Genomic DNA, 17,924 nt, shown 5'->3' on the forward strand with positions numbered 1-17,924 from the left:
TCAGAAACTCACAATCGAAAGGACGAAGCCTGCCAACAATATCCCGGCGAGACCAAGGCTTACCGAATCCTTCAAGGCGAATATCACCGGATCATCGTCCAACTCGCCCCGATTGCTCAAGAGCCAAATCCGCATGAACCAGAAAAGGAGGACAACCGGCGTGACGAAAAGCGCTTCGGGCGCCGCATATACGCCTCGCGCGCTGGCCTCCAGCGTGATGAACAGCAGCATCACGACGATCGACGACATCGCTGCACCCAGCCCCAAGGCCAGCGTCAACGGCGAATCGGATCGCCGATAACCGCGCCCGGGGATGAAATCGCCGTTCGCCGGATCGGCCATGACCAGTTCCGCGTGACGCTTGGCCAGGGCGAGCGACAAGAAGAGCAGCATCGCAAAAGATGTCAGCCAAGGCGAATGCGGCAGGGCAAGCAGCAGCGAACCCGCCACAATCCTGCTCGTAAACAGCATGGCGATGATTCCCACGTCGAGAAGCGGGACGGTTTTGAGTTTGAACGAATAGGACAGCGTAACGACGAGATACCAAAGCAAGGCCATCCCAAAGCTGACCGATAGCCACATGGCCCCCGCCACACCCACACAAATCATGGCGGCCGCGATCACAAACGCGTTCGATACTCCGATCTTGCCGCTGGCAATCGGCCGATTGCATTTCGAGCGATGCTTTCGGTCGGCCTCCACGTCGAAAATATCGTTGACGATGTAGCTGCCTGAACCCGCGATGCTCCAAAAGAGAAACGCCATGATCGCCGCCGAAACCGCCTCCGGCTGCCCGTAGAGCTGACCGAGAAGCAGGGGCACAAAAATGAGGATATTTTTGGCCCATTGATGCAGGCGGAAGAGGCGCAGCCAATCCTTCACAGCGCCATTTCCGCCGCCAAAAATATCGACGATCGGGACGCCATTCTGTTGCAGCTTGCCGGCGTGGCGCTTTGCGCCACCGACGAGGATGGCTCCGGACGATGCCATCCAGACCGGAAGATCGGCGGCGCTGTCCCCCGCGTAGATGAAACCTTCGGGAAAACGTTCTTTCAGATAGGACGCCTTTTCAGGCCCTTTCAGATTGCGCGCGCCATCGCTTCCGGTGACGGAGTCGAAGATATTGACGGCCTTCCCCATGGCGTCGGCATGATATTGGTCCGATGCCGTGACGAGGTGAAGCGACTTGCCGGATTGCTTCATCAAGCTGAGGTGGCTGACGAGTTCAGCATGGAGCGGCGCACGACCGGTATCGCGCCCCGCCAGCTTCGCCAGGCTGCGTTTCATCGCGGCCTTGCTGCCCGAACCGAAAACGGCGCCCGCGGTTTCGCGCAGCGGATTTTTCCTCAGGCAGACGAAAAAATCCTCGTGGAGGGCATCGACGTGAGACAGCGTGCCATCCAGATCCACGACAATATCGCGATGATTGATGTTAATCGATCCCGGCATCAAAACAATCCGAACCCCATCGGCACGCCATTATGCCAATGTGCGGTTCTATCCGATTGCCCCGCCCGATGGGCCGACAATGCCGGGCTATTTTGCTATCCGAAAGGGGTAGTTAGAACGCATAGGCCACCACCCGAGAATCATGGAAACCCGGCAAATGGCTATTCAAAGCACGGGACAATTGGCAGCGCGCCGCCGATCGCTTAGGAGCGCAGGGCGGGTCGCAAAGCGGCCAGCAGAAGAAAAGGCAGGGAATGAACATCCTTCTTACCGGCGGCGCCGGATATATCGGCAGCCATGTCGCGGCGACGCTGGCGGCGGCGGGGCACCGCGTGGTCTGTTTCGACAATTTGTCGAACAGCGATGTGGCAGTGATGGACCGGCTGGAAGCGATCACCGGCGCGGCAATACCGCTGGTGGTCGGAGACATTCGCGATGGTGAAGCGTTGCGCCGTGCGATGCGCGACCACGCGATCGAGGCGGTGATCCATTTCGCGGGGCTGAAGGCGGTCGGCGAATCGGTGACCGAGCCGATCAAATATTATGACAATAACGTCCGCGGTACGCTGTCGCTGATCGAAGCGATGATCGATTGCGGCGCCAAGCGTCTGGTCTTTTCATCGAGCGCGACCGTCTATGGCCAGCCGCAATATCTGCCGCTGGACGAAGATCATCCGACATCGGCGACCAACCCCTATGGCCGCACCAAGCTGATGATCGAAGAGATGCTGGGCGACATAGCGACCGCCGATCCCGATTGGCGGATCGCGATCCTGCGCTATTTCAATCCCGTCGGCGCGCACGACAGCGGGCTGATCGGCGAAGACCCCAACGGCATTCCGAACAATCTGATGCCGTTCATCAGCCGCGTCGCGGCGGACAAGCTTCAAGAACTGTCGGTGTTTGGCGACGATTATGACACGCCCGACGGCACCGGGGTGCGCGATTATATCCATGTCGTCGATCTGGCGGCCGGGCACGCGGCGGCGTTGGACGCGATTGCCGGGACCGACCGGCCGCTGTCGATCTGGAACCTTGGAACCGGCCAGGGCTATTCGGTGCTCGACATGGTAAAGGCGTTCGAGCGCGTGAATGGCGTCGCCATCCCCTATCGCATCGCGCCGCGCCGCGCGGGCGATGTCGCGAGTTGTTTCGCCAGCCCCGACCGCGCCGCGCGCGAGCTGGGCTGGACCGCGGAGCGCGACCTTGACGCCATGTGCGCGTCGAGCTGGCGGTTCGAGCGGATGCTCGCGACACGTAACGCGGAGTAATTTTCTATCGTCATTGCGAGCGCAGCGAAGCAATCTCCAGCCATCGAACTGGAGATTGCTTCGCTGTGTTCGCAATGACGAGGAGGGATGCTTGCCTCTATCCTAGCCACCCGGCCGTCTGCGCGAGCACCCAAAGGCCGATTGCGAGGAAAAGCGCCGCAGCGACAAGCCGCACCTTGGCGAGATCGACGCGCTTCAGCAGTTCATTGCCAAGAAAGATCGCCAGCACGTTGGCGATCATCATGCCGAGCGTCGTGCCTGCAGTGACCGTCGCGACGGCCTTATATTGGGCGCCGAGTGCAATCGTCGCGACCTGCGTCTTGTCGCCCATTTCGACGAGGAAAAAGGCGACAAGCGTCGTCAGAAAGGCACCGAAGCGCGGCTTTGGCGCATCCTCATCCTCGAACTTGTCTGGCACCAGCGTCCACGCCGCCATGCCTATAAATGAAACGCCGATCGCGTAACGAAACACCGGGCTGTCGAGAAAGGCCGCCGCCTGAGCGCCCAGCAGCGCGGCGAGCGCGTGGTTCGCGAGCGTTGCGACCAGTATGCCGAGGATGATCGGCAGCGGACGGCCAAACCGCGCCGCGAGCAGTATCGCGAGCAGCTGCGTCTTGTCGCCGATTTCGGCGAGCGCGACGACGGCGGTTGAGGTGAAGAGGGCTTCCATGACAACTCCGGGGCCGGGCGGCGCGCGATTCCAACAGACATCGAACCCGCCGCCCGGCCCGGACGGAAGTTCGACGCCATTGGTCTCGCCCAAGCGGTATTCCGCTTCCACCGCACCACGACCTCTCGGCCGAGTATGTTGACGCGGCGGCCCGTCGCAAGCGACGGCTGGCTACTCCCCAGATGACGCGGCGGCGTTAGACGGCGGCGGCGCGTCTGGCAAGTGTGAAGCCGCGGCGGCCGCCTTTTCGGCTTCGGCGATGTCGGCGTCCATCGCCTTTGCGCGCGCCTCAATCTCCTTCGCCGCCTTGTCATAGCGGGCATCGAAATCGGGCTCGTCCTTGCAGGCGGCGAGGAGGAGCAGCGGTACAATGAAAGCGGCAGCGCGCATCAATAATCCTTGCGGTACCGGATCGAAAGGTTCGACTGGCCTGATCCGCCGGCCTGGCTGAGCAGCGAAAGCGCGCGCGTCAGGCTGATTTCCAGCTGCGTCGCGGTATATCCGCGCGCGTCGGTGATGACCTCCAGATAGATGTCCTTGGTGATATATTGCCCCGCGGCGAGCGCGGCGCCGCGGCCGATCGTGTCGTCGGGGCCGAGAACGCGGAGGCGGTCGATGCCTGCCGCCGACTGGAGCGCACCGAGCGGACTTAATCCCCCGCCACCGCTGCTGAGCGTATTGAGCGAGGAGGCGAGTTGCACCGCCTGCAGCGGCGACAGCGTCGTGATCGAATCGCCGAACAGGATCCGCGAGACGATCTCGTCCTGCGGCAGTCCGGGAACGCTCGAGAAGCTCACCTGCGGATTGCTGGCGCGCCCGCTGACGCTGACGGTCACCGTCACCGTTTCGATCGTGTCGCTGGCGATCAGGCGGATTGCGGGATCAAAAGCATCGCCGGTGGGGAAAGTCACGCGCCCCTCGTCAAGCGCGAACGATCGGCCGGCGAAGCCCAGCGTGCCGCGCACCAGTTCGATTTCACCCGTCACGCGCGGCGCCAGGGTCGTTCCGCGCAACGTGACGTCGGCCTGCCATTCGGATTCGAGCCCCATACCGCGGACGTAGATTTCGTCGGGTGCGCGAAGCCGGATGTCGAGACGGATGAGATCGAACAGGCTGCCGCCGACTGCAGCGAGCCCGTCGCCGCTGATCCGTGTGCGCCCCGATGCCTTGCGCCGCACGCCCGTCAACACCGGCACCTGCGCCGCGCCCTCGCGCACAATGCGATAGCGTGTTTCGGGGAGGCGCAGATCGCCCGACAGCAGCGCAGTTTCCCCCGCAGACTTTTGCAAGCGCAGATCGCCTGTCGCGCGCGCCGCGATATTCTCGCTGCGTGCGAGCCGCGCATTATCGAGCGTCGCGGCAAGGTCCATCGGATAACCATCGGCTTGCGACAGGCTGACATAACCTTTGGCGGCGACGGTACCGTCGCCCGCCTTGGCAGTGAGTTCGGCGATCTCCAACCGGTTGCCCGTGAAGCGGCCGTTTACCGTCATGCCGGTAAGGCGCGTACCATAGGTCTGATTCTCATAGACCATGTCACGCCCGCGCACGACGCCATTCAGGCACGGATCGGCGACGCGACACCCAAAATCGGCGGCGACGGCAACCGGCCCCGACACATTCTGGCTGGCAGGGCCAACGAAGGAATAGAGCGTGTCGGCGGGCCCGTTATAGCGGATACCGCCGCTGAGCGGCGCAGCACGCAGGCGCTCGGTCCACGTGCCTGCGGCGGGACCGAGCGGGCGTAGCGACGCCTGGATGCGTCCGACCACAGTGCCGCGCTTGCGCAGCACCGCGCGCGCTTCGCCACCATCGGCGAGCAGTTTGCCCGCGAAATTGACACCAACCGGCTGGCTGACCGACGCGGCGGTCGTGCGCGTGAAATCGGTGATCGTCAGCCGCGCATCGGCGCGCGGGAAGGCGTCGGCGTTGGCTTGTTCGAAATCGAGGCTGCCGCTCGCGCGGCCGCCGAGCCCCATGTCGGGATAAACGGCGTTGAGGATTGCCATGTTGACGCGATCGAGACGCGACTGGATCATGATCCCCTCGCCGAAGCGCCCGGCGACGCGCGCACTGCTGCGGCGGCCGAGGTCGATGTTGGCCGGCAGCAGTTCATAGCCGTCGGGGCCGGGAACGATCCGCGCGGGCGATGTGGTGCGAAAATTGATGCCCGCGGCGCGTCCCTGCACCGACGCGCGCCAAAGTTTGGGCGCAAGGTCGGCATTGGCGGCGACGCGAAACGGTACCCCGCTAACGCCCTCGACGAGCGCCTGCGCCTTTCCGCTGCCGCCGCGATAGTCGATCTTCACGCGCGCGACGGCGATGTCATAATCGCGGATCTGGGTGTCGGCGACCTGGATGTCGGCGACGACGTGCGGCGTATCGTACAGGATCACATCGGCATCAACGATGGCCGAGCCCAGCGCGAGCTGTGCCGGCCCGGGGAGCACAACATTGTTCGCGCGAATATTGATGGCGGCGGCCTGATGCCCGCCCGAGTCCGAAAGCCGCACGAGACCGCCAAGCCCCTGCCCCGACGCGTTGAGTTGGCCGGTAAACGGCCCCGCATCGCTTCGGACAAGGCGCCCGCTGAAGCCGATGCCAGAGAGATCGCCGCGCTCGACATCGATCGTAAGCGGGCCCGTAGCGGTGAGCAGCACTACATCGGCGGCAAGCGGGCCATAATCGGTGTCGCTCGTCGCGGCGAGGCGATAGCCGTTCGGCGCACCGGTCACGCGCGCGACAAGATTGGCCAAGCCGATGCCAAGCCCCGGCCGGTCGGCAGTCACCAGCGCGCGCGGATCGGTGATCGTGCCGGCCAGTTCGACGCCGAGAGGACCGTAATCGGCCGAGGTTGCGCGCGCGTTGAGGCGAATCTGACCGTTTGGCGCATAGCTCCCCTGCCCGCCGGTCACGCGCAGACGCGGCGCCGTGAGCCGGAGGCCCGCAAAGCGCACGATGCCGTCGGTGCCATAGCGAACCTCGCCCGAGGCCGTCGCATTGCCGCCGAGGAAGTCGCGCACGCCCGAATTGAATAGCCGCGTCGAGCGCGCGCGGACGCGGCCCACAATCTCAAACCCGCCGCGCGGCGCAGTCTTGAGGTCGGCGTCGGTGTCGATATCGAAAATGCCGACGCTTTCGATCCGGTAATCATTTACCCGCCCGTCGATCGCGCCCGTGTAGAAGCCCCGGTTGAGGTCGGCGATGACGATCGCCTTGGCATCGATGCGCGGCGAACGCAGGCGCAGATTGTCGCTGAGAATGCGTCCGTCGGCATAGGCGAGGTCACCATCGAGGCGGACGTCGGCCAATGTCCCGCCCGCGACGGTATCGAGCCCGCGGATACGCGCCGCCTGCCCTGCGACGGGAATGATGATCTGGTCGGCATCGACCCGCGCCTTGCCCGCAAGGCTCAGCCGATCGACGATGATGTCGTTAACAATCAGGCTGGCGGCATTAGCCCGATAATCGACCGTTGGCCGCGCAAAGTCGCCGTCCAATGTCGCCGCCGCGCGCAGGCCGGTTGCGCGCAACGCGGGGGCGATTGCGCCGGGGCGGAGGATATTGACTGCAAGCGCCAGCCCTTCGTAGCGATTGGCGCCGAGATCGACGCCGCCGCTGATACCGAGGTCGGCCGCGCTTGATGTCAACCGCCCGTCGAGCATCGCCTTGCGCTCGGCAAGACGCACCTTGAAATCGATGGCGGTTTCGGGCGCCAGCAGCTCCGCCACGGGGCCGCCGAGCAATCGCGACGGCTGCGCATTGCCTTTTGCGGCAAGGCTGCCGTCGCGCGCCGTCAGCGCGATGCGCGCGAGCGGCGCCGCGCCGAGGTTCGCGGTTAGATCGCCGTTCCACGCCTTCCAGTCGCCGCGTCCGTCGAGTTTTGCCGTCAGCGTCTCTTCGAATCCGCCCATCGCGGCGAGTACGCCGCCCGAAGGCGCCGTCAGGTCGAGCGTCATCGCCAGCCGGTTCGCCTCCGGCACCGCGTCGAGAACGAGCTTCAGCCTGTCTCCCTTGCCGCCCCCGCCGATGGTTTCGGCATTGGCGCTGATCTGGGCGCGGCGATCGGCGATCGCAACGCGGCCGTCCAACGTCGCGACCTGCCGCTCGCCTGCGACTGCCGGTTCGAAAACAAACCGATCGACACGTAATTGCCCGACGTCGATGTCAAGGTCGGGAAGCAGCGGTTCACCCGTGTCGGGCACGGGCTTGAACGCCGGCAGTTTTTCCATCACCAGAGTTTCGGCCGTCGCCGAGCGGATGTCGACATGGCCCACGAGATAACGCAGGGGGCGCCAGTCGATCCGCAGCTCGGGCGACCGCAGGAACACGCCCTTCGGATCGGACAGGGTGAAATCGCGGACGATCATGCGGCTGTAGAGCGAGCCGTCGAGCCGGCCGATGCCGATTTTCATCCCGTTTTCGAATTCATATTTTTCGATCTGGGTGACGACAAAGCGCCGGCCGGCATCGCTGTTCAGTCCGACGAGAAACAGCGCGAAGAGGAGAACAAGACCGAGCAGCGCGAGTCCGGTCCCACGCAGGATCGCGCGTGCCCAGCCCCGTCCCGGAGCGGCCGCGGCCTCGGTGGCGGGCAGATCGTCGGCCATCAGAAAGCCTGCCCGATCGAGACATAGACGCTGACGCGTGCCTCACCCGGCTTGCGCGCAATCGGCGTAGCGACGTCGACACGCATCGGCCCGAAATTGGTGTAATAGCGCGCGCCGATGCCGACGCCGAAGCGCAGATCCTGAAAGGTCGGTGCCGTGCTGCGATAGACCTGCCCCGCGTCGACGAAGCCGACGACGCCGAAATTGCCGAAACGATAGCGCGCCTCGACCGCGGCTTCGTTGACGCTGCGGCCTCCGATGGGATCGTTGTTCGGGTCTTTCGGGCCAAGTTCCTGATAGCCGAAACCGCGGACGGACCCGCCACCACCGGCATAGAAGCGCCGCGACGGCGCGAGCTTTTCCCGCGCCGCGCCGAGGATCGAGCCAAGACGCACGCGCCCCGCGAGTACGATATTATCGGTTACGGGATAATAGCCGCTGATGTCGGTGCGAAGCCGCGCATAGGGCGAAAAACTTCCGGCCAGCGATCCTTCGGGCTGAATCAGTGTCGTGATGCGAAAGCCCTTGGTTGGGTCGAGCAGGCTGTCGGTGCGGTCCATCCCGACCTGCCCAGTCAATCCGAAGATGGTATAAAAATCAAAGGCTCGGTCGCCGGTCGCGAAGTCATAATCATCCTCGCGCGTCGCGATGAGCTCCACGCCATAGGCATAGGTGAATTTCTTTTGCCAGATCGGCGTAGAATCGTAGCTGACGCGCGCGCCGACGCGGCCGGTCAGCGCTTCGAATGCGTCATAATTGCTGCGCGTCGCTTCGGCGACGAGTTCGAAGGTCCGGTCGCGGCGCCCCGCGTTCGATCGGCGCAGCGTCGCGCCGATACCCTGCTCCTGCGTGCCGAGCACGCCGCGGAAGGTCAGCGCGCCTTCGGGCGGGAACAGGTTGCGGTGGGTCCAGCTGCCTTCGACCCGTAGCCCCTCCCCCGTGCCATAACCCGCGCTCGCGGCGATCGTGCGCGGCGGCCCCGCCTGTTGCATGACCAGCATCGTCACATATTCGGTATCGTCGCCTGCGCTTTCGCCCGTCGGCTGCGGCTCGGCCGCAATGGTCGAGAACAGCCCGGTGGCGACGAGGGCCTGCCTGAGATCGTCGACCTTGCGGCTGTCGTAAAGGTCACCGCGCTTGAAGCGCGCGAGCACCGCGACATGCTCGGCATCGAACGCGAGGTCGCCTGTCGTCTCGATCCCGCCGAAACGCGATCGTTTGCCGGTATCGATCGGCAGCGTGTAGACGCCGTCGCCGGTTGCGGGGTCGAGCAATATGTCGCGCTGTCCGACCGCCGCGAAAGGATAGCCTTCTTGGGGCAGCTTGAGGGCGATTGCCGCCTCGGCGCCCTGAATCCGCTGCGCGACGATCGGTTCGCCGACGCTCAGCGGGAAATTGTCGGCGATGAGATTGGTGGGGACCGTCGGCGCCGCATCGACGATGATATCCGCCAGCGTGTAGCGCTGCCCCGGAGTAACATCGATGATCGCCGTGATCGGACGGCTGCGTTGATCCTGCCCCTCTTCGCGGGCCCCACGCTCGATGCGCGTCCGGACCACCGCATCATAATAGCCCTCCGACGCCAGCACGCGCTCCATCAGTTCGCCGTCGGCGGACAGACGCGCACGGATCATTGCTGCATTGTCGGCCTTGCCATCGCCGTCGTAGAGCGCCGACAAATCGCCAAAAAGGTCGGCAAGATCGACATCGGTACTCTCGTCCGCGGCATCTAGCCCATTGACCTGTACCTTATAGGCGAGCTCGCGGTTGCCTTCCTCGGCAGCGGCCTCGGCGAATTCGACCGGTTCGACGTCGAAACTTTCGAGCGGAGGCAGCGGCGCAGCCAGTTCGCTGTCGCCGATCGGCGCATCGCCAATCACCTCGACGGCATCACCGTCGGCGAGTGCCGGAACGGGAACACCATCGACCGCAGGGGTCGCCGCTTCCACGGTCTCGGCTGCCCCTTCGCCCGCGGCCCGGCGCGCCGCCGCTTCGGCGGCTTGTCGTTGTTCGAATTCGGCGATCGTTTCGAGCGGCCGATCGAGTTGGGGATCGTCCTCGGCGCTGATCGGCGGGATCGCCTTTTCAAATTCGTCGTCGCTGATGATCGGCTCGACCGGGGGAAACACGGCTTCGGGCGGTGGCGGCGATGGAACGGCGATGCGATCGGAGACCGTTTCAGCAGGCGCGGCCTCCGGCGGCGGCTGGTCTTGTTGAGCGGCTGCGGGATGTGCAGCGATCAGAACTGGAATTGCCGCCGCTCCGATCAGCAGCGATCGCATCCGCACGGGAGGGCGGAAGAAACATTCGCCTGAATTTTCAGAATTTTGCATCTTCTGGCCACCGACGAGCGCTTGTGGCTTCAGAGCTTCGGCTATGCAACCTGTTTCTCCCCTCGCCCGATGCCAACGCTCCGGCCCCGGGACAGTTCCCGGCGACGAGACAGCCGGCGCCGACAAGGAGGGATCAGCTATCGGCGCCGAACAGGTCGCGGCTGTACACCTTGTCCGCGACATCGGCGAGATCGTCGGTTACGCGGTTCGCGATGATGACGTCGGCTTCCGCCTTGAAGGCGGCGAGGTCGCGTATCACGCGCGAGTTGAAGAGCCGGTCTTCCTCGACCAGCGGTTCATAGACGATCACCTCGATCCCCTTGGCCTTGACCCGCTTCATGACGCCGAGAATGCTGCTGGCGCGGAAATTGTCCGACCCCGCCTTCATCGCAAGGCGATGGATACCGACGACGCGCGGGTTGTTTTTGATGACCTCCGAGGCCACGAAATCCTTGCGCGTCGTGTTCGACGAAACGATCGCCTGGATCAGGTTTTGCGGCACATCCTTGTAATTGGCGAGCATCTGTTTCGTATCTTTGGGCAGGCAATAGCCGCCATAGCCGAAGGATGGATTGTTATAGAAACTGCCGATCCGCGGGTCGAGGCACACGCCCTCGATCACCTGCCGCGAATCGACGCCGTGCGCGGCGGCATAGGTGTCGAGTTCGTTAAAAAAGGCGACGCGCATCGCGAGATAGGTGTTCGCGAACAGCTTGATCGCCTCGGCCTCCGTATTGCCGGTCTGTAAAATCGCCGCATCGGGTTTCAGCGATCCCTGAAGCAGCAGCCGCGCAAAATCGGCGGCGCGCGGGTGCGTATCGCCGACGATAATCCGCGAGGGGTAAAGATTGTCGTAGAGTGCGCGTCCTTCGCGCAGGAATTCAGGGGAAAAAACGATTGTGTCGCTTCCGTGCTCGGCGCGCATACGGTCGGTGAAGCCCACCGGGACGGTCGATTTGATGACGATCAGCGCGCCGGGTGCCAACTTGAGCGCGTCGGCGATCACACCTTCGACGCTGCGCGTATTGAAATAATTGGTCTCAGGATCATAGTCGGTCGGCGTTGCGACGATCACAAAGTCCGCTCCGTCATAGGCCGCCTCCTTGTCGGTCGTCGCGATGAGGTTCAGCGGCTTGTTCGCCAGATAATCCTCTATTTCGGGATCAACGATCGGCGATTGCCGCGCATTGATGAGCTCGACCTTGCGCGGATCGATGTCGAGCGCGACGACCTCATTATGCTGCGCCAGCAGGATGGCGTTCGAAATGCCGACATAGCCCGTGCCGACGACGGCGATCTTGGCGGACGGCACGGGGATTGTTGTCAATGCTTTATCCTTTGGAAGATGCAGCCCTGTCCGTAGCAAGAGCCCATGAATGGCTCAATGCTTCATGTGCCGCAGAAGGTCGTATAGGGTGGCGCATCGGCCGGCGCGGGCGCAGCAAAGCGCTCCAGCTCCGGCCGCGCGTCAAACGGAGCGCGCACAACCTCGAGCAGTTCGAGCCATGGCGCAAGATCCTCGTCTTCGGCCGCGTCGAGCGCCGCTTCGACCAGATGATTGCGCGGGATGTAGATCGGGTTCACCGCATCCATCGCGTCGGCAAGTTCCAGCGGATTGGCAGCCCCCTCTTCGATGCGCTGCCACCAGCCGGCAATCCACGGCGCCATCGCGTCGGGCACGGGCAGCAACGCCCGCATCGCCGCCCCCTCGCCGCGCAGCAGCATCGCGAGCGCGCGAAAAAAGGAGGTAAAATCGACGCTGTGTTTCTCGAGCTCGTCGAACAGGCCGTCGATCAGCTCGGCATCGTTGCCTCTCCCATCTGTAAGGCCGAGCTTGAGACGAACCTGCGCCTGCCACTGGGCGCGAAACCGGGCGGGGATCGCATCGACAAGCGCTTTCGCCGCCTCGACATCATCGGGCGCAACGCGGTGGATTGCGGGCAGCAGCGCCTCGGCAAAGCGCGCCATGTTCCAGTGCATGATCTGCGGCTGGCGGCCATAGGCATAGCGGCCGCCGGTATCGATCGAACTGAACACCGTGTTCACGGCGAAACGGTCCATGAAGGCACAGGGACCATAATCGATCGTCTCGCCACTGATCGCGACATTGTCGGTATTCATCACGCCATGAATGAATCCGACGCCCAGCCAGCGTGCGATGAGTGTGCATTGCAGGCCGATTACCCGGTCGAGCAGCGCAAGGTGGGGATTCGCGGCATCGGCAAGGTCGGGGAAATGGCGCCCGATGCTATAATCCGACAGCCGGATCACATGGTCTGCGCCGAAATGCGCGGCGAAGAATTGAAAGGTGCCCACGCGGATATGGCTGCTCGCGACGCGCGTGAGCACCGCGCCCGGATGCGCGCGCTCGCGCTGCACCTTGTCACCCGTCGCGACGGCCGCCAGCGCACGCGTCGTCGGAACGCGCATCGCCGCCATCGCTTCGGACACCAGGAATTCGCGCAACACGGGACCGATCGCCGCCTTGCCGTCGCCGTTGCGCGAAAAAGCAGTCGGCCCTGACCCCTTGAGCTGAATGTCGAAGCGTGCACCGTCGGGGGTGACGATTTCGCCGAGCAACAGCGCACGCCCGTCGCCGAGTTGGGGCGAGAAATGACCGAACTGGTGCCCGGCGTAGGCGAGCGCGATGGGGGCGGCGCCGTTGGGCATATCCCGACCCGAAAAGAGGTTTGCCAGTTCGTCTTTCCCAACCTCCGCGATTGCCAGCGCGATGCCATCGGCCAGTTTATGGTTGAAAGCCAGTAGCTTCGGCGCCGGAGGCTGCGCCGCTTCGGCGGGTGCGTAGAACCCCTGCATGTCGGCATGGAAGCTATTATCGAATGCGAATTGCATGTTTCATATGCCGATCCCGGTGCGGCGATTGAAGGTTCGGAAAGCGGCGGCGCTTCCGTAGGATCGTGCTTAAGTGAAACTTGATTTATGGCAAACAGGATTTCCGCTCTACGCGCGCCATAGGGGTCTGGAGAATGTCGTTGCTCGTCTTCCCATCCATGGCCCGAGGAGGTGAACCGCAAGGTCGCTGGTGCGGTCGCTGATCTGCATTTCGCGCCGACCGAGACTGCGGCCGCGGCGCTGCGGGCAGAAAATGTACCCGCCGACCGCATCCATGTCACCGGCAACACGGTGATCGACGCGCTGCTCGCGACCCGGGCGCGGATCGATGAGGAGCCGTCGCTGGCCGCCGGGCTCGATCCGCTAGTGGCGCGCTTCGCCGGCAAGCGGATCATCGCCGTCACCTCGCACCGCCGCGAAAATTTTGGCGACGGCATGAAGGCCATTGCCGAAGCCATCGCCGGCATCGCGGCGCGCCCCGACGTTGCCGTGATTTTCCCCGTCCATCCCAATCCGCATGTGCGCAGCGCGATGGAGCCGATCCTTGGCGGCCTTGCCAATGTCGCGCTGATCGACCCGCTCGACTATCCGCATTTCGTTCGGCTGCTCGCGCTGAGCACGCTGGTGCTCACCGACAGCGGCGGGGTGCAGGAAGAGGCGCCTTCGCTCGGCAAGCCGGTGCTCGTCATGCGCGAGACGACCGAGCGGCCCGAAGGCATCGCGGCGGGCACCGCGCGACTGGTCGGCACCGACAAAGATCGCATCGTTTCTGAAATATTCAGCCTTTTGGACGATGACGGCGCCTATAACGCCATGGCGCGCGCGCATAATCCCTTCGGAGACGGCAGCGCCGCGACACGAATTGCGGAGATTATTGCGCGTGCCCATTGACACCGACCAGAATGTTACCGTCCTCGGCTTGGGCTATATCGGCCTGCCGACAGCCGCGCTGATCGCGCGTTCGGGCAGCAAGGTGACCGGCGTCGACGTTAGCAAGCATGTCGTCGAAACGGTTAACAGCGGCAAGGTGCATATCGAGGAGGTCGACCTCGACGGTCTGGTTCAAGGTGTTGTTTCGCGCGGTACATTAATCGCCTCGACCGAGGTTGCCCCCGCCGATGTTTTCGTGATTGCGGTCCCGACCCCGCACGACGACGAGCATCGTCCCGACATCAGCCATGTCCTTTCAGCCGCTCGCGCAATCGCGCCGAAGCTCGCGGTGGGCAACCTCGTCATTCTCGAATCGACGTCTCCGGTCGGCACGACCGAAAAGGTCGCCGCGTTGCTCGCCGAACTTCGCCCCGACCTCAAGGTTCCCGGCGCCTGCACCGGCGCCGCCGACATCTTCGTCGCCTATTGCCCCGAGCGCGTGCTGCCAGGCCGCATCCTGGTCGAGCTGGTCGACAACGACCGTTGCATCGGGGGAATCACCCCGCGGTGCGCCCGCCGCGCGATGACCTTTTACCGCCAGTTCGTTCGCGGGGCGTGCGTTACCACATCGGCGCGCGCGGCTGAAATGGTGAAGCTGGTCGAGAACAGCTACCGCGACGTGAACATCGCCTTCGCCAACGAGCTGTCGATGATGGCCGAGCATATGGGCGTCGACGTGTGGGAGGTCATCCGCCTCGCCAATCGCCACCCGCGCGTCAACATCCTTCAGCCCGGGCCCGGGGTCGGCGGCCATTGCATCGCGGTGGATCCCTGGTTCCTCGTCCATGGCGCGCCCGAGCAGAGCCGGCTGATCCGCACCGCGCGCGAGGTCAATCTCGCCAAAACCGCGCATGTTATCGGCGCAGCCGAAATGTTGGTGTCGCAGCATCTCAAGGCGCGCGTCGCCTGCCTCGGCCTCGCCTTCAAACCTAATATCGACGATTTTCGGGAAAGCCCGGCGGTCGAGGTTGCCGCCGCGCTCGCGCGCCGCTTCGGCCAGCAGATCCGGATCGTCGAGCCTTATGCGCGGGGCCTGCCGATGGAATTTGCGGGCACCGGCGCCGAGCTGATCGATCTCGACAGCGCCTTGGCAAGCTGCGACCTGCTCATCGTCCTTGTCGACCATGACCTGTTCAAGTCGATCCCGCTCGAGGAGCGCGGCGACAAGATTGTGTATGACACCCGCGGGCTGTGGCTCGATCAACCAAGTATCGGAAACGGCACCCGTTTCAACCGCGCTGCGTGACCGATCGCCCTTGACGCATTATGGCTGGCCCAACATGGTGGCGCCATGCTGACTCGTCTTGAAACCATCGTCGTCGAGAAACCGTGGGGACGTACGGACATTCCCTCGGACTTCGGCGATTTGGGAGATCGCCGTGTCGGCGAGATCTGGTTTTCACACGCCGACGGCCGCGATTCGCCGATCATGGTCAAATTCCTGTTCACGTCCGAACGGCTGTCGATCCAGGTTCATCCCGACGATGAGGCCGCCGCCGCGGCGGGTTATCCGCGTGGGAAAGAGGAATGCTGGCTCGTGCTGGACGCAGATCCGGGCGCTGAACTGGGTGTAGGTCTCACCGAAACGACGACACGCGAGGCATTACGTGAGGCGGCACTCGACGGCTCGATCGTCGATATGATCGACTGGCGCACTGCCACGCCCGGCGATTTCGTCTATAACCGGGCGGGGACGATCCATGCGATCGGCGCGGGGTTGACTGTGGTCGAGGTACAGCAGAATGTGGACTGCACCTACCGCCTCTATGACTATGATCGGCCGCGCGAACTTCATCTCGACGCCGGCCTTGCCGTGTCCGCGACGGTGCCGCGCCCAGACAAACGCGATGGCCCGGTCACGGCATCGGACAATCGCCTGCTGGTCGACGGACCGCATTTCCGCCTTTTGCATCTGGCTGGTCCCGATGCAGTCGCGCATCTGCCGCCCGGCAACGCCGACTATATTTTCACACCGCTGTCCCCGGGCTGCACGATTGAGGGCGAGGTAATACAGCTGGGCGAATGCGTGGCGACCGACCGTGCCGACGGCATCGCTCTCGCCGCCGGCGCCCGCGCGCTGCTGAGTTGGCCCGCCTGATTTCACTCCTTAAAGGTCTTGTATGAGCATCATCGTTCCCGTCATCCTGTCCGGCGGTTCCGGCACGCGCCTCTGGCCTGTGTCGACGGGCGCCGCTCCGAAGCAGTTCCAGCCGCTCACGGGCAGCGACAGCATGTTCTTGCAGACCATTGGCCGCGCAAGCGATCGCGGCCGCTTCGCGGCGCCGCTGGTCGTATGCGGACCGGCGCATGTTGCGCATGTTGAGGCCGAGCTGGCTGCGGCCGGAATTGACGATGCGCGAATCATTGTCGAGCCCGCGGCGCGCAACACGGCCCCGGCGATCGCGCTGGCCGCCTTGGCGGCCCGTGCCGAGAATGTGAATGCGACAATCCTTGTCATGCCGGCAGATCATGTGATGACCGACGTGCGTGCCTTCCTTACGGCGATCGAGGCCGCGCGGCCAATGGTTGAAACGGGCGCGCTCGCCACCTTCGGCATTGCACCGTCGCATCCCGAAACCGGCTATGGCTATATTGCGGCGGGCGACCCGATGACGGACGCGCCCGGCGTCCACGCGGTGCGGCGCTTCGTCGAAAAGCCGCCGCGCGACAAAGCGGAGACGATGCTGTCCGAAGGTGGTCACTATTGGAATGCGGGCATCTTCCTGATGCGTGCCGACCGCTTTCTCGCCGAGTTGATGCGGCAACAGCCCGCCATGGCGTCCGCCTGCACCGCGGCGATGAACGGCGCGCGGGCGGACGGCTCAAAGCTCCATCCGGGCTCTGAGGCCTTCCTTTCCAGCCCGTCGGACTCCATCGATTATGCGGTGATGGAGGGCGCCGACCGGGTCGTCGTCGTCCCCGTCGATCCGGGCTGGTCCGACGTCGGCGGCTGGGCAGCGCTCCACGAGCTTGGCGAAAAGGACGCGGCGGGCAATGTCCGCATCGGTGAGGTTATCGCACTTGACGCGCACCACAATTACCTGCGCGCGAGCGGCAATAAGCGGATCGCGGTCGTCGGCGTTTCCGACCTCGTTGTCGTTGCGCACGGCGACGACATTCTCGTCATCCCCCGCGAACGCGCGCAGGAGGTCAAGGCGATCGTCGAGGCGATCGCCAAGCGCTAAGCGCACGCCCCCTCCCCTTGCAGCCCCGGCACCCATCGCCCATATCGCGCGGCATGACCAATCCCCACGCGCAAGGTGCCGCGCCCTGGCACGGCACCACCATTCTTTCGGCCCGCAACAAAGACAAGGTTGTCGTCATCGGTGACGGACAGGTCTCGATGGGTCAGACAGTGATGAAGCCCAACGCCCGCAAGGTGCGCCGCCTGCATGACGGCAGCGTGATCGGCGGCTTTGCAGGCGCGACCGCCGACGCTTTCACGCTGTTCGAGCGGCTTGAGGCCAAGCTCGAGCGCCACAACGGCCAATTGCTGCGCGCCGCCGTCGAACTGGCGAAGGATTGGCGCACCGACAAATATCTGCGCAATCTGGAAGCGATGATGATCGTCGCCGACAAGGAAGTCACGCTCGTCATCACCGGCAACGGCGATGTGCTCGAACCCACCGGAGGCATCGCCGCGATCGGTTCGGGGGGCAACTATGCGCTTTCGGCGGCGCGCGCGCTCGCCGACTACGAACAAGACCCCGAGCTACTGGCGAAAAAGGCGATGACCGTCGCCGCCGAAATCTGCGTCTACACCAACGACCAGTTCACGCTCGAAACCATCGAAATCCAGGCATAATCC

At 64.1% G+C, this 17,924-nt stretch carries 12 protein-coding genes, 1 pseudogene and 1 riboswitch; of the genes and pseudogenes, 6 read left to right on the top strand and 7 right to left on the bottom strand.

Annotation, left to right across the window (positions count from 1 at the left end):
* Positions 1–1,449 (bottom strand): UbiA family prenyltransferase, encoded by a 1,449-nt coding sequence (locus VSX77_RS01105; RefSeq protein ID WP_338425838.1) that lies wholly within the window; start codon positions 1,447–1,449, stop codon positions 1–3.
* A 254-nt stretch (positions 1,450–1,703) separates the two neighbouring features.
* On the opposite strand from VSX77_RS01105, the gene galE reads away from it, so the two are divergent.
* Entirely contained in the window at positions 1,704–2,720 is a 1,017-nt protein-coding gene (gene galE, locus VSX77_RS01110) for a UDP-glucose 4-epimerase GalE (RefSeq protein ID WP_338425839.1), read from the top strand.
* Between the two features lie 97 nt (positions 2,721–2,817).
* On the opposite strand, the gene VSX77_RS01115 is transcribed toward galE, so the two are convergent.
* From VSX77_RS01115 to VSX77_RS01140, 6 genes are all read right to left on the bottom strand, one after another.
* Positions 2,818–3,390 (bottom strand): TMEM165/GDT1 family protein, encoded by a 573-nt coding sequence (locus VSX77_RS01115; protein WP_338425840.1) that lies wholly within the window; start codon positions 3,388–3,390, stop codon positions 2,818–2,820.
* Between the two features lie 17 nt (positions 3,391–3,407).
* Positions 3,408–3,584: riboswitch (yybP-ykoY riboswitch) on the bottom strand.
* Positions 3,562–3,780 carry a hypothetical protein gene (locus VSX77_RS01120; protein ID WP_338425841.1) on the bottom strand — a complete coding sequence of 73 codons (219 nt, stop codon included), beginning with the start codon at positions 3,778–3,780 and terminating at the stop codon, positions 3,562–3,564. (Overlaps the previous riboswitch by 23 nt.)
* The gene (locus VSX77_RS01125; protein ID WP_338425842.1) at positions 3,780–8,000 is read right to left on the bottom strand and encodes a translocation/assembly module TamB domain-containing protein; all 4,221 of its coding nucleotides are present in this window, start codon (positions 7,998–8,000) and stop codon (positions 3,780–3,782) included. Before VSX77_RS01125 ends, VSX77_RS01120 begins: the two co-directional genes overlap by 1 nt.
* Positions 8,000–10,333, bottom strand: a complete 2,334-nt coding sequence (locus VSX77_RS01130) for an autotransporter assembly complex protein TamA (protein WP_338425843.1) — start codon at positions 10,331–10,333, stop codon at positions 8,000–8,002. The genes VSX77_RS01125 and VSX77_RS01130 overlap by 1 nt, the downstream gene beginning before the upstream one ends.
* 133 nt (positions 10,334–10,466) lie before the next feature.
* Positions 10,467–11,660, bottom strand: a complete 1,194-nt coding sequence (locus tag VSX77_RS01135; RefSeq protein ID WP_422397261.1) for a nucleotide sugar dehydrogenase — start codon at positions 11,658–11,660, stop codon at positions 10,467–10,469.
* 62 nt (positions 11,661–11,722) lie between these two features.
* On the bottom strand, positions 11,723–13,186 hold the full coding sequence (locus VSX77_RS01140; RefSeq protein WP_338425844.1) for a protein adenylyltransferase SelO: 1,464 nt from the start codon (positions 13,184–13,186) through the stop codon (positions 11,723–11,725).
* Positions 13,187–13,339: 153 nt separating this feature from the next.
* On the opposite strand from VSX77_RS01140, the pseudogene wecB reads away from it, so the two are divergent.
* The 5 genes and pseudogenes from wecB to hslV form a co-directional block, all read left to right on the top strand.
* Positions 13,340–14,077 (top strand): annotated as a pseudogene (gene wecB / locus VSX77_RS01145) (non-hydrolyzing UDP-N-acetylglucosamine 2-epimerase); the annotation flags it as partial.
* Complete coding sequence (wecC, locus tag VSX77_RS01150; protein ID WP_338425845.1) at positions 14,067–15,362, top strand: UDP-N-acetyl-D-mannosamine dehydrogenase; 1,296 nt, start codon at positions 14,067–14,069, stop codon at positions 15,360–15,362. The pseudogene wecB and the gene wecC, both read left to right, overlap by 11 nt.
* 45 nt (positions 15,363–15,407) lie before the next feature.
* Positions 15,408–16,214, top strand: coding sequence for a class I mannose-6-phosphate isomerase (locus VSX77_RS01155; RefSeq protein ID WP_338425846.1), 807 nt, complete (start codon positions 15,408–15,410; stop codon positions 16,212–16,214).
* 22 nt (positions 16,215–16,236) lie between these two features.
* A complete protein-coding gene (locus VSX77_RS01160) occupies positions 16,237–17,301 on the top strand; it encodes a mannose-1-phosphate guanylyltransferase/mannose-6-phosphate isomerase (protein WP_338425847.1) in 1,065 nt (354 codons plus the stop codon).
* 53 nt (positions 17,302–17,354) lie between these two features.
* Positions 17,355–17,921, top strand: a complete 567-nt coding sequence (hslV, locus tag VSX77_RS01165) for an ATP-dependent protease subunit HslV (protein WP_338425848.1) — start codon at positions 17,355–17,357, stop codon at positions 17,919–17,921.
* The last annotated feature ends 3 nt before the right edge of the window (positions 17,922–17,924 follow it).

It is taken from the genome of Sphingopyxis sp. TUF1, assembly GCF_036687315.1.
GTDB classification, from domain to species: domain Bacteria; phylum Pseudomonadota; class Alphaproteobacteria; order Sphingomonadales; family Sphingomonadaceae; genus Sphingopyxis; species Sphingopyxis kveilinensis.